This window comes from Eggerthella sp. (genome assembly GCF_048329335.1).
Taxonomy (GTDB): domain Bacteria; phylum Actinomycetota; class Coriobacteriia; order Coriobacteriales; family Eggerthellaceae; genus Eggerthella; species Eggerthella lenta.
The window spans coordinates 1-12,154 of the sequence record NZ_DBFEGU010000390.1 but is presented as its reverse complement, the minus strand read 5'-3'; the positions used below and the strand labels follow the sequence as shown (position 1 = coordinate 12,154).

Genomic DNA, 12,154 nt, shown 5'->3' with positions numbered 1-12,154 from the left:
GCGTAAGCCTCGGCATGGCCATCGTGTTGGGCCGCGAAGCGGGCAAGAGCGTTGCCAAGTACCTTGAGACGGTCTAGCTGCTCCCAACAGAGCCGGCACATCGCGCGACCTGTTTTGCAGCATACAGTTTGAAACAAGCTGTCCAAGCTTTCAAAAAGGGCTCCGTCAACAAGATGGAGCCCTTTTCGCACCCTCTCACTGAAGGTTTCGCGTCCCGTCGCACTCGCAACTCGACGCCGAACGCGAAAGGGCCCGCAGCGCGATGCTGCGGGCCCTTCGATCATGCGAGGTCTCGGACGGAGGCTACTTGTCGCGGCCGTCGCCCATCTTCTCGGCCAGGGCGGCCTGACCGGCGGCCAGACGGGCCAGCGGCACGCGGTACGGGGAGCAGCTGACGTAGTCGAGGCCGATCGTGTGGAACGTCTTCACGGAATCGGGATCGCCGCCGTGCTCGCCGCACACGCCGCAGACGAGGTCGGGGTTGCCCTTGTGGCCCAGCTCGACGCCCATCTCCACGAGCTTCGCCACGCCCGGATCGATGGTGGCGAAGGGGTTGTAGGGCAGCAGGCGCTCGGCCAGGTACTGCGGGACGAACTCGGCCTCCACGTCGTCGCGGCTGAAGCCGAACGTCGTCTGGGTCAGGTCGTTCGTGCCGAAGCTGAAGAAGTCGGCAACCGCGCCGATTTCGTCGGCCGTGACGGCAGCGCGCGGCAGCTCGATCATCGTGCCCACGGGGATGTCAAGCTCGACGCCCTGCTCGGCGGCGACTTCGGCGATAGTGTCCTCGGCGACCTTGCGCAGCTTCTCGAGCTCGGCCACCACGGACACGAGCGGGATCATGATCTCGGGCTTCGGGTTCAAGCCTTCTTTCTGCAGCTCGGCGCAGGCGGTGGCGATGGCGCGCACCTGCATGACCGGCAGGATGGGGTACACGATGCCCAGGCGGCAGCCGCGCAGGCCCAGCATCGGGTTCGCCTCGCTCATGCCGTCGATCTGCTCCATGAGCATGCGCTTCTCGGCGATGAGCGCCTTATCGCCGCCCGCGGCCTCGAGCTTGGCGATCTCCACGTCGAGCGCGCGGGGGCTCTCCAGGAACTCGTGCAGCGGCGGGTCGAGCAGGCGCACGATGACCGGCAGCCCGTCCATGGCGCGGAACATGCCCAGGAAGTCGCCCGTCTGGGCAGCCAAGAGCTCGCCCACGGCCTTCTCGCGCACGGCCGGATCCTCGTTGAGGATGAAGGTCTGGATGATCTGCTTGCGGTCGCCCAGGAACATGTGCTCGGTGCGGCACAGTCCGATGCCCTCGGCGCCGAAGCCGCGGGACAGCTCGGCGTCCTCGGGGTTGTCGGCGTTGGCGCGCACGCCCAGCGTGCGGAACTCGTCGGCCCACTCGAGGATGGTGTCGAGGTCGCCCGTCATCTCGGGCAGCACGAGCTCGACCGCGCCCAGCACCACGGAGCCGGTGGTGCCGTCGATGGAGATCATGTCGCCTTCCTTGATGACGATGTCGGTGCCCACGACGCTGGCCTGCTTCTTCTCGGCGTCGATGCGCAGCGCCTCCACGCCGCAGACGCACGGGGCGCCCATGCCGCGGGCGATGACGGCCGCGTGCGACGTCTTGCCGCCGTGCGAGGTGAGGATGCCCTCGGCGGCGATCATGCCGGCGAGGTCGTCGGGGTTCGTCTCCCAGCGCACGAGCACGCACTTGCGGCCCGCCTCGGCCACGGCCACCGCGTCGGCGGCGGAGAACACGGCTTCGCCCACGGCGGCGCCGGGGGAGGCGTTCAGGCCCTTGGCGACAACGTCGTAGGAGGCGTTCTTGTCGAACTGCGGGTGCAACAGCTGGTCGAGCTGCTCGGGATCGACGCGCATGACGGCCTCCTCCTTCGAGATGAGGCCCTCCTTCTCCATCTCGATGGCGATGTGCAGCGCGGCGGCGGCGGTACGCTTGCCCACGCGGGTCTGCAGCATCCACAGCTTGCCCTGCTCGATGGTGAACTCGATGTCGCACATGTCGCGGAAGTGGTTCTCGAGGGTGACGAACACCTCTTCGAGCTCGCGGCCGGCCTCTTCCAGACCGTCCACGTCCTTGAGCTCGGCGATCGGCGAGGTGTTGCGGATGCCGGCCACGACGTCCTCGCCCTGGGCGTTCACCAGGTAGTCGCCGTAGAACTCCTTCTCGCCGTTGGCGGGGTTGCGCGTGAACGCGACGCCCGTGGCAGAGGTGTTGCCCTTGTTGCCGAACACCATGGACTGCACGTTGACGGCGGTGCCCAGATCGTCGGCGATCTTGTTCTGCTTGCGGTACAGCGTGGCGCGCGGGTTGTTCCAGCTGCCGAAGACGGCCTCGATGGCCAGCTGCAGCTGCACGCTGGGATCCTGCGGGAACTGCACGGCACCGTCCACGACGAGGCTCGGATACGCCGCTGCATCCACGTTCTCGGCGAAGATCTGCTTGAACTCGGCCACGAGCTCCTGCAGGTCCTCGGCGGTGAGATCGGTGTCGGACGCCGCGCCGCGAGCGTGCTTCATAGCCGTGATGGCGTTCTCGAACAGGTCGCCGTCGAGGTTCATGACCACGTTGGAGAACATCTGGATGAAGCGACGGTAGGAATCCCAGGCGAAGCGCGGGTTATCGGTCTGCTTGATCAACCCGTTGATGGACTGATCGTTCAGGCCGAGGTTGAGGACGGTGTCCATCATGCCCGGCATGGACATGGGGGCGCCGGAACGCACGGACACGAGCAGCGGGTCCTCCGCATCGCCGATCTTCTTGCCCATGCGGGCTTCGAGATCCTCGCGATACTCCTGGATGGTGCCGAGCGCGCCTTCGGGCCACGCGTTGCCCGCATTGGCGTACTCCATGCAGGTCTGGCACGTGATGGTGAATCCGGGAGGCACGGGCAGCCCGATGTTGGCCATCTCGGCGAGGTTCGCGCCCTTGCCGCCGAGGATCGCCTTCATGCTGGTGTTGCCCTCAGTTACGTTGTTGCCCTGCGCGTCCTTGCCGAACGCATACACTCGCTTGACTTCTTCAGTCACCTTTTTCTCCTTAACCCGACGTACCGACTTTACCTACCTATACATTGGGAACCCTAGTCTCAGGCTGACCCTATCATATCAGCTGATGGAGGATGGGCTCGCTCATAGTAGCGCAAAATTTCCTGCGCCGTTTCCTCAACGGCACGATTTTCGGTGTGGATGACAATACAGCCCAGTTTGCGCATGAGCGCGCGGGCGTCCTCCAAGTCCCGGTACACGTATTCGGGATCGGCATAGCGCGAAGCGACGGCACTCGCGCGCCCCAAACGGCGCTGCCGAATGCCGATGAGCACCTCGGGCGTCGTCATCAATCCGAACAGCCGCGTGCGGTCGACCTGCTCGAGCTCCGCCGGAGGCTCGGTGGTGGGATCGAGGGGGATGTTCGCCACTTTGTAGCCCTGCTGCGACAGGTAGATGGACGTGGGCGTCTTCGACGAGCGCGACACGCCCAGAAGCACGATGTCGGCCTGGTGGAGCTCCTGCGGGTTGCGGCCGTCGTCGTGGGCGATGGTGAACTCGATGGCCTCGATGCGCCGGAAGTAGTACTGGTCGGCAACGTGCAGGCCGCCCGGCTTCGTGGACGGCTGCTTGCCCGTCATGTGCGCGATGGCGCCGATGGCGTCCGTCACGAGGTCGACCGCCACGATGTCATCGCGACCGCCGGCGTATTCGGCCAGTTGGCGCGAGAGGTCGCGGTCGACGAGCGTGTAGAACACGAGCATGCGCCCATCGCCGGTGTTGCGCTTGTGCACGGCGCTGTGCTCGTCGATGAACTCCTTGATCTCCTCGAACGTGCGCACCTTCGGCAGCACCTCGATGACGGGGTTCGTGACGCCGAACTGGGCGGCGGCCGCACGGGCCACCGCCTGGGCCGTCAGACCCACCGAGTCGCTGATCACGTGGATCGTGGGCAACTCGGTGGAGCTTCCGTAGGCGATGAATTCGTCCATGGGCTACTTCGCGCCCTTGGCCATCTTGCCGAAGTCGGCCACATGGGCGAACACGGCGACGAAACGGTTGAGCAGGCGCAGGCGGTTCTCGCGCAGGGCGAGGTCGTCGTCCATGATGAGCACGTCCTCGAAGAACGCGTCGATGGGCGCGCGCAGCGCCGCGAGGGCGGCGAGGGCGGCACCGAAATGATCGACAGCGAGAGCCTCCTTCACGCAAGCAGCAGCCTCGTCGGTGGCGGCCAGAAGCGCGCGCTCGGCGTCGGATAGCAGCGCTTCGTCTACCTCGACGCCCAGATCGGCGTCGCGCAGGTTGTTCGCACGGGCGTAGGCCGTGGCCAAATCGTCGAACGCTTCGGGAGCACCCAAACGCTCCGCCTCAAGCACATAAGTGCGGGCGATGATCTGCGCAGGCTCCTCCACGCCGGTTGCCAACACGGCGTCCATAGTGTCATGAGAGCAGCCGCCGTCGCGCAGCATGACCTTCGTGCGCGTCACGAAGAAGTCGGCCACCTCGGCGCGGATCGCATCGCGGTCGAAGTCGATTCCGGCATCCTGGTAGGTGCCGAGCGCCGCATCGATGGCGGCGGCCAACGACACGGGCAGGCCCGCTTCCAACATGGCCACGATGCCGATGGCGCTGCGGCGCAACGCGAACGGATCGGACGAGCCGGTGGGACCCTGGCCCACGGCGAACAGGCCGCAGACGGTGTCCAGCTTGTCGGCCATGGCCACGATCCGTCCCACGTCCGACGCGGGAGGCTCGTCGCCGGAGAAGCGCGGGCGATAATGGTCGGCGATGGCGCGGGCCACCTGGTCGCTCTCGCCGCAGGCGGCGGCGTAGTAGGAGCCCATGACGCCCTGCACGCTCGTGAACTCCACGACGGCGTTCGTCACGAGGTCGGCCTTCGCCAGGTACGCGGCGCGCTCGGCGTCGGCGGCGTCCGCCTCGCTCAGCTGCGCGTCGGCGGCCAGATGCTTCGCCAGGGCCACGATGCGGTCGGCCTTCTCCTTCATGGTGCCCAGCGTCTCCTGGAACACCACCTCGTCCAGGCGGTCGACGTACGTCTCCAGCGGATGCTTGAGATCCTCCTCGTAGAAGAACTTCGCGTCGGACAGGCGGGCGCGCACCACGCGCTCGTTGCCGCCCGTGATGGTGTCGGCGTGCGCCGGGTCGCCGTTCGACACGACGATGAAGTTGTTGGTCAGCTTGCCGTCCGCGTCGTACAGCGGGAAGTAACGCTGGTGCATGAGCATGGCGTCGACGATGATCTCCTCGGGGACGCGCAGAAACTCCTCGTCGAACGTGCCCACCAGCACCGTGGGCTGCTCGCAGAGGTTCACAACCTCCAGAAGCGTCTTCTCGGGAAGCTCGGCGCGGGCGCCCGTGCGCTGCTCGGCCTGCGCCACGCCCTCGCGGATGACCGCCTCGCGCGCCTGCTCGCTCGACACCACGTGCGCGGCCTCGACGACGCCTAGCAGATCGGCGGCCGTGGCCACCTCGTGCGGCCCGGGGGCTAGGAAGCGATGGCCGCGCGTGAGGTTGCCGGCCGTAAGGCCCGCGAACCGCACGGGGATCACGCGCTCGTCCAACAACGCCACGAGCCAGCGCACCGGCCGCGAGAAGTACTCGCTCGTAGTGCCCCAGCGGCACGACTTCGGCCACGAGGTGCCCGTGATCACGCCTTCCAGCACGCCGGGCAGCAGCTCGGCCACGTCGCGGGCGGCGATGCTCTTCGTGGCGAACACGTACTCCACGCCGTTCTCCTCGCGGCGTTCGAGCGCGTCCACGCCCACGCCCTTGCCGCGCGCGAAGCCCGTGGCGGCCTTCGTCGGGTTGCCGTCGGCGTCGAAGGCGATCTTGACGGACGGGCCGCGGAACACCTCTTCGAGCGCCTCGGTCTCGTCGGCTACATCGGCCACGATGGCGATGAGCCGGCGCGGCGTGGTGTAGACGGCCACATCGCCGTGCGGGATGCGCACCGCGTCCAGGGCCTCGGGCACCAGCTTCTCCAGCTGGAGGGTCGCGCGGTGCAGGTCGAACGCCGGAATCTCCTCGGTGCCGATCTCGAACGCAAGCGTATGCAGGCTGCTCATCGTCCGGCCTCCTTCCCTGCTTCGTCGTCCTCGGCGGGCTTGATGCCCACCACGTGCTCCATGTACGAGGCGCACACCGCCTTGGCGATGGTGCGCACGCGCAGGATGTAGGCCATGCGCTCGGTGGCCGATATCACGCCGCGCGCGTCCAGCAGGTTGAACGCGTGGCAGCACTTCAGCACGCTGTCGTAGGCCGGCAGCGGCAGGCCCGCCTCCAGCGTGCGCAGGCACTCGGCCTCGCGGTCGTTGAACTCCTGGAACAGGAAATCGGTGTCGGCCACCTCGAAGTTGTAGCGCGAGTACTGGCGCTCGTTCTCCAGGTACACGTCGCCGTAGGTGAAGTTCACGCCGTCGGCGCCGCGGCTCCACACGATGTCGAACATGCTGTCCACGCCCTGGATGTACATCGTCAGGCGCTCCAGGCCGTAGGCGATCTCCACCGGCACGGGGTTGCACTCGAAGCCGCCCACCTGCTGGAAGTAGGTGAACTGCGTCACTTCCATGCCGTCGATCCACACTTCCCAGCCCAGCCCCCAGGCGCCCAGCGTGGGGCTTTCCCAGTCGTCCTCGACGAAGCGCACGTCGTGCGCGTCCACGTCGATGCCGATGGCGCGCAACGACCCCAGGTACAGCTCCTGGATGTTGTCGGGCGAGGGCTTCATGAGCACCTGGAACTGGAAGTAGTGCTGGGTGCGGTTCGGGTTCTCGCCGTAGCGGCCGTCCGTCGGACGGCGGCTGCCCTGCACGTAGCAGGTGCGCCACGTGTCGGGGCCAAGCGAGCGCAGCGTGGTGGCCGGGGCGTTGGTGCCGGCGCCCACCTCGTTGTCGTAGGGCTGCAAGACGACGCAGCCCTGGTCCCCCCAGTATCGCTGGAGGTTCATGATGACGTCCTGGAACGTCGGAGGGAGCTGCGCTGCAGCCCCCTGCTCCGCAGCGGCGGATGCATGTTCGGTTGACATGGTTCTCCTTGTCTCGATCAAACCCGTACCCCTCGGCCGCGTGCGCTAGTCGAGTAGGCTGAAATCATTGAGCGGCCAGTACACCAAAGCGCCCCTTCCCGTCACCGAGGAGACGGGTATGGCTCCGAAGAATCGAGAATCCTGCGAATTCGTGCGGTTGTCCCCCATCATCCACAGATAGCCCTCGGGCACCGTGTAGGGATAGGAGACGTCGCTGGCCAGCGTGTAGGAGGGCAAACCGCGGGTGTACGGTTCGGACAGCGCCACGCCGTCCACGTACACGAGGCCGTCCTCGTCGTTGATGTCCACGGTCTGCCCGCCCACGGCGATGCAGCGCTTGATGAGCACGCGCCCGGGGATCTCGGGATCCTGGAACGTCACGATATCGCCCGGCTCGGGGTCGCGGAAGTAGTAGCTCACCTTCTCGGAGAACACCATGTCCCCCACCATGATGGTCTCCTCCATGGAGCCCGAGGGGATCTCGTAAGCCTGGAACACGTACGTGCGCAGCACCCACGACAGCCCGAATACGAAGGCCACCATGACCAGCAGGCTGAGGAAGGTTCTGAGTATGCCCGGGCTCTGGCGGTCGGCGTGCTGTCCGGAATCCATGTAGTCTGTCTATCCTTTCGAAGCGGGCGCTCGGCGCCCGAACAAGATCACGAGCGTATATGATAGCGCGTCGGCGCAATTCGTCCGGCGCGTTCGACAAAGTTTGCAGAAATTCCCGATCACCGGGCGAAACCCTCGCGACGCGAGAGGCGGGAGGCTATCCCAGCAGGCCCACGTCGCCCAAGGGCCAGAGCACCGCCACGCTGCGCGCCTCCGCCGACGCGACGGACACGGCGCCGAAGTAACGCGAATCTTGCGAGTTCGTTCGGTTGTCGCCCATCATCCACATCATGCCTTCGGGCACCGTGTAGGGGTAGGAGACGTCGCTGGCAAGCGTGTACGTGGGCAGGCCGTCGGTGTAGGGCTCGCGCAGCGCGACGCCGTCCACGTACACGAGGCGGTCCTCGTCGGTGATGTCCACGGTCTGCCCGCCCACGGCGATGCAGCGCTTGAGCAGCAGGCGGCCGGGGATATCGGGGTCTTCGAACATAACGATGTCGCCGGGCTCCGGGTCACGCAGGTAGTAGCTCACCTTCTCAGCAAGCACGCGGTCGCCGGTCATGATGGTCTTTTCCATCGAGCCGGTGGGAACAGCATAAGCGTGCCCCACGTACACGAACGTCAGCCACGACAGCAGCGCAACGAAGCCCGTCCAAGCGAGCAGGCCGAAGAAGCGGCGCAGGATGCCGGGCTTCTGGTACGCAGCGTGCTCTCCGGAATTCACAGGCCCAGATCCTTAAGATAGGCGCGATCGGCCGCGCTCAGATCGACGTCCTCGAGCAGATCGGGTCGCAGGCGCGCGGTGCGCTCGAGGCTCTGCTTGCGGCGCCAGTCGGCTACGGCCGCGTGGTTGCCCGACAGCAGCACCGGCGGCACGCCCATGCCGCGAAACGTCGCCGGACGCGTGTACTGGGGATATTCCAACAAGCCGTCGGCGAAGCTCTCGCCCAGGGCGCCCGTCTCGGCGCCCAGCACGCCGGGCAGCTTGCGCACGGCGGCGTCGATGACCACCATGGAGGCCAGCTCCCCGCTGGTCAGAACGTAGTCGCCCAGCGAGATCACGCGATCGGCCAGCGCGTAGGCGCGCTCGTCGATGCCTTCGTAGTGGCCGCACACGAACAGCAGGCGCTCCTCGCGCGACAGCTCGCATGCCACGGCGTCCGTGAACGGCTCACCGCACGGCGACAGGAACACGGTGGTCGGGCGCGGGCCCGCGCCCGCGATGTCGTCGTAGGCCTCGAAGATGGGCTCGCACTTCATCACCAGGCCGTCGCCGCCCCCGTACGGGTCGTCGTCGGTGGTGCGGTGGCGATCGTGGGTCCAGTCGCGCAGATCGTGCGCCTTGAACTCGAGGATGCCCTTCTCCTGGGCGATGCGCATCATGGAGGAGCCCATGACGGAGGCGTACATGTCGGGGAACGTCGACAACGTTTCGATGATCACGGGCGGGTCCTTTCGGGCGCGGGGGCGAGGGCGCGGCCCGCTACAGGTCCAGCAGGCCGTCCGGCAAGTCGACGTCGATGCGGCGCGCGTCCTCGTCCAAACCGACGACCAGCGCGTCCACAAGCGGCACGAGCACGCGCCTGCCCCCGTCGGCGGGCGCGACGCTCAGCAGGAACTGCCCGGGATTCTCCACCACCGACTCCACGACGCCCACGAAGCCCGCGCGCGCGTCGTGCACTTCAAAGCCTTCCAAGCCGTCGGCCTCGGCGGCCAGCGCGCTTTCGGGCAGATCGGCGCGGCGTACGAGGCAGCTGCACCCCACCAACAACTCGGCGATGTCGATGGAGTCGACGCCTTCGAACGTCACGAGGAAGGCGTCTCTGCCCGCGTCCTGCACGGACAGCACGCGCGCACGGCGCGGCGCATCGTGCCGAGGCGGCACGAAGGCCACCTCCATGCCCTCTTCCAGCAAAAAAGGAAGACCCGGCGCGCAGCGCGCGACGAGCCCTCCTGTCAAGGTCTTCGTTTTAGATAGCTCGGCAACGTTCGCCCACGTACGCATTTAGTCGAGAAGCTCCACTTCGACATGGGTGTTCGTACGCGATGCAGCGGCACGCGCCAACGTGCGGATGGCCTTGATGACCCGCCCCTGGCGACCGATGACCTTGCCGGCATCTTCTTCGTTCACGCGAACTTCGACGAGAATAGAACCGTCCTCGGCATCGCTCGACGTGATCTCCAGATCGTCGGGAAACTCGACGAGCGGGCGCACGACGGACTCGACGAGACCGACGATGTCTTCCGTCTGCTCGGCCATGATGCTTACGCGTTCTCGCGAGCGCGCTTCAGCAGGCTGGCAACCGTATCGGTCGGCTGGGCGCCGTTCTTGATCCACTGGTCGACCTTCTCCAGGTCGAACTGCACCATGGCAGGCTCGGTGCAGGGGTTGTAGCGACCCACTTCCTCGATGAACTTGCCGTCGCGCGGGCAGCGGGAATCGGCAACGACGATGCGGTAGTACGGGCGCTTCTTGGCGCCGTGACGGGCCAGGCGAATTTTGACTGCCATGAAGATGAACTCCTTTTGCTTCTTACATTCGATTCGATGCGTGCAGCGCGTATGCGGTGCAGCGAAAACAGCAATTGCTTATGATACGGCGTAATCTGCTGTTTGACAAGCGATTACCAAGCAGAATTGTAACGCGCCGGACTTACGAGCGCATCCCCGACCTCCCGCATCCTCGAAAATCCCACGTTTGGCGGGCAGCGAGGCATGCAACGCATGCATCTTCGCTCCGAAAACACGCTCCACGCGCTGAGGCGTGTTTTCGGAGCGAAGATGCGCATGCGGCGACAAGGCGCGCTCGGACCGGGCGCGTGGCTAACCTCAGCTGGGAAGCGCCGCGCCGAAGCAATCCTTGTAATAGATGTGCATGTCCTCGAAATTGCCCAGTATGCTGCAGAAGCCGCCGGGTATGGTGCCCACGCGCGTGAATCCGAGGTCCTCGTACAGGTGGATGGCGGCCTCGTTCGAAGCCACCACGGCGTTGAACTGCAAGCCGCGGAAGCCCTTGCGGGCGGCCTGCGCAAGCGAGTCCTTCACGAGCTCGCGGCCCAGCCCCAAGCCGCGCGCGCTGGACGCCACGGCGTAGCTGGCGTTGGCCACGTGCACGCAGCGCCCCACGTTGTTCGGATGCAGGATGTACAGGCCGAACAGCTTGTCGTCGATCGCAGCCACCGTGGTCAGCGTCTGCTCGGCGAAGAACGCGCGCGCCGTCTCCATGGTGAGGGGCTCGACTTGCGGGAACGCCTCCCCCGCCTCCACTACTTCGTTCCATACCTTGATCATGCCCGCGAGATCCTCCTCGCGGTACGGCCGTATCTCCAACGCCATATGCGCCTCCTTTCGTTGCGTGTGCGCGAGAAGAACCCTTGCGGAACCTCGCGCCCGATCGATCCTACGAGGACGAACCGCTACTCGCCCAGCATGTCCTGGAGCTTCTTGAGGTCGGCCATGTTCATGCCGCCCATGCCGCCGGGCAGTCCCATGCGGCGCCTGCGGCCTTTCTTCCCCTTCTTCCCCTTCTTGCCGCCCTGCATCTCCTCCACGGCAGGCATCATCTTCTTCATCATCTTCTTCGTCTCGTTGAACTTCTTCATGAGCTGGTTCACGTCCGAGACGCTCACGCCTGCACCGGCCGCGATGCGCGCGCGGCGCGAGCCGTTCAACAGCTCGGGCTTCTCGCGCTCGGCCTTCGACATGGAGTTGATGATGACCTCCATGTGGTCGAACGCATTCTCGTCCACCTGGCCGGCGGCCATGGCCTTGTCGCCGCCCGGCAAGGCCGACAGCAGCTTCGACACGCCGCCCATCTTGCGGATCTGGCGGTTCATGTCGACGAAGTCGTTGAGCGTGAGGTTCGCGCTCATCATGCGCTCGGCCTGCTCCTGCTCCACCTCTTCCCGCTGCACCTTGACGGCGCTCTCGATGAGGCTGACCACGTCGCCCATCCCCAGGATGCGCTTCGCCATGCGGTCGGGGTGGAACTCTTCGAGCGAGTCCGGCTTCTCGCCGGACGAGATGAACTTGATAGGCTTGCCGGTGACCTGCTTGATGGAAAGCGCGCCGCCGCCGCGGGCGTCGCCGTCCATCTTCGACATGATGACGCCGTCGAAGTCGACGCGCTGGGAGAACGCGCTGGCCACGTTCACCACGTCCTGGCCGGTCATGGCGTCCACCACCATGAGGATCTGGTCGGGCTTCACGGCGCGCTTGATGTTCTCGGCCTCGTCCATCATCTCGTCGTCCACGTGCAGACGGCCCGCCGTGTCCACGATGACCACGTCGCGCAGGTTGTCGATGGCGTCCTGGATGCCCTCCTGCGCGATCTTCACCGGATCCTGGCCGTCGCCGCGGTACACGCGCACGCCGATCTCGCCGCCGAGGGTTTCCAGCTGGTCGGCCGCGGCGGGGCGGTACACGTCGCAGGCCACGAGCAGGGGCGAATGGTTCTCCTGCTTCAGGCGGTAGGCCAGCTTCGCGGCAGCCGTCGTC

12 protein-coding genes are annotated in these 12,154 nt (G+C 66.1%); all 12 read right to left on the bottom strand.

All coding sequences use genetic code 11. The features are described from left to right. Nucleotides 1-303: 303 nt before the first annotated feature. Nucleotides 304-3,042: a pyruvate, phosphate dikinase gene (gene ppdK, locus ACMO6A_RS12210; protein WP_009609124.1), complete on the bottom strand. Its 2,739-nt coding sequence runs from the start codon at nt 3,040-3,042 to the stop codon at nt 304-306. Between the two features lie 59 nt (nt 3,043-3,101). Further along, complete coding sequence (locus ACMO6A_RS12205) at nt 3,102-3,992, bottom strand: pyruvate, water dikinase regulatory protein (RefSeq protein WP_009304482.1); 891 nt, start codon at nt 3,990-3,992, stop codon at nt 3,102-3,104. 3 nt (nt 3,993-3,995) lie between these two features. Then, nucleotides 3,996-6,086 (bottom strand): glycine--tRNA ligase subunit beta, encoded by a 2,091-nt coding sequence (glyS, locus tag ACMO6A_RS12200; protein ID WP_009304483.1) that lies wholly within the window; start codon nt 6,084-6,086, stop codon nt 3,996-3,998. Next, nucleotides 6,083-7,045 carry a glycine--tRNA ligase subunit alpha gene (locus ACMO6A_RS12195; protein ID WP_009304484.1) on the bottom strand — a complete coding sequence of 321 codons (963 nt, stop codon included), beginning with the start codon at nt 7,043-7,045 and terminating at the stop codon, nt 6,083-6,085. The genes glyS and ACMO6A_RS12195 overlap by 4 nt, the downstream gene beginning before the upstream one ends. 45 nt (nt 7,046-7,090) lie before the next feature. Continuing rightward, nucleotides 7,091-7,657, bottom strand: a complete 567-nt coding sequence (lepB, locus tag ACMO6A_RS12190; RefSeq protein WP_009304485.1) for a signal peptidase I — start codon at nt 7,655-7,657, stop codon at nt 7,091-7,093. A 157-nt stretch (nt 7,658-7,814) separates the two neighbouring features. Beyond that, complete coding sequence (gene lepB / locus ACMO6A_RS12185) at nt 7,815-8,381, bottom strand: signal peptidase I (RefSeq protein WP_418471334.1); 567 nt, start codon at nt 8,379-8,381, stop codon at nt 7,815-7,817. Beyond that, the gene (gene trmD, locus ACMO6A_RS12180; RefSeq protein ID WP_009304487.1) at nt 8,378-9,100 is read right to left on the bottom strand and encodes a tRNA (guanosine(37)-N1)-methyltransferase TrmD; all 723 of its coding nucleotides are present in this window, start codon (nt 9,098-9,100) and stop codon (nt 8,378-8,380) included. The genes lepB (ACMO6A_RS12185) and trmD overlap by 4 nt, the downstream gene beginning before the upstream one ends. Before the next feature lie 40 nt (nt 9,101-9,140). Beyond that, nucleotides 9,141-9,617, bottom strand: coding sequence for a ribosome maturation factor RimM (locus ACMO6A_RS12175; RefSeq protein WP_227100872.1), 477 nt, complete (start codon nt 9,615-9,617; stop codon nt 9,141-9,143). Between the two features lie 45 nt (nt 9,618-9,662). Continuing rightward, on the bottom strand, nt 9,663-9,917 hold the full coding sequence (locus tag ACMO6A_RS12170) for a KH domain-containing protein (protein WP_009304489.1): 255 nt from the start codon (nt 9,915-9,917) through the stop codon (nt 9,663-9,665). Between the two features lie 5 nt (nt 9,918-9,922). Next, on the bottom strand, nt 9,923-10,168 hold the full coding sequence (gene rpsP / locus ACMO6A_RS12165; protein WP_009304490.1) for a 30S ribosomal protein S16: 246 nt from the start codon (nt 10,166-10,168) through the stop codon (nt 9,923-9,925). A gap of 318 nt (nt 10,169-10,486) precedes the next feature. Next, on the bottom strand, nt 10,487-10,993 hold the full coding sequence (locus tag ACMO6A_RS12160; protein ID WP_009304491.1) for a GNAT family N-acetyltransferase: 507 nt from the start codon (nt 10,991-10,993) through the stop codon (nt 10,487-10,489). Between the two features lie 80 nt (nt 10,994-11,073). Continuing rightward, a partial coding sequence (locus ACMO6A_RS12155) for a signal recognition particle protein (RefSeq protein ID WP_418471333.1) occupies nt 11,074-12,154 on the bottom strand: 1,081 nt, incomplete at its 5' end.

Coding starts and splice junctions, on each gene's coding strand:
- ACMO6A_RS12205 (WP_009304482.1), bottom strand. CDS start 3,992: ATGGACGAATTCATCGCCTACGGAAGCTCCACCGAGTTGCCCACGATC.
- glyS (WP_009304483.1), bottom strand. CDS start 6,086: ATGAGCAGCCTGCATACGCTTGCGTTCGAGATCGGCACCGAGGAGATT.
- ACMO6A_RS12195 (WP_009304484.1), bottom strand. CDS start 7,045: ATGTCAACCGAACATGCATCCGCCGCTGCGGAGCAGGGGGCTGCAGCG.
- lepB (WP_009304485.1), bottom strand. CDS start 7,657: ATGGATTCCGGACAGCACGCCGACCGCCAGAGCCCGGGCATACTCAGA.
- ACMO6A_RS12170 (WP_009304489.1), bottom strand. CDS start 9,917: ATGGCCGAGCAGACGGAAGACATCGTCGGTCTCGTCGAGTCCGTCGTG.
- rpsP (WP_009304490.1), bottom strand. CDS start 10,168: ATGGCAGTCAAAATTCGCCTGGCCCGTCACGGCGCCAAGAAGCGCCCG.
- ACMO6A_RS12160 (WP_009304491.1), bottom strand. CDS start 10,993: ATGGCGTTGGAGATACGGCCGTACCGCGAGGAGGATCTCGCGGGCATG.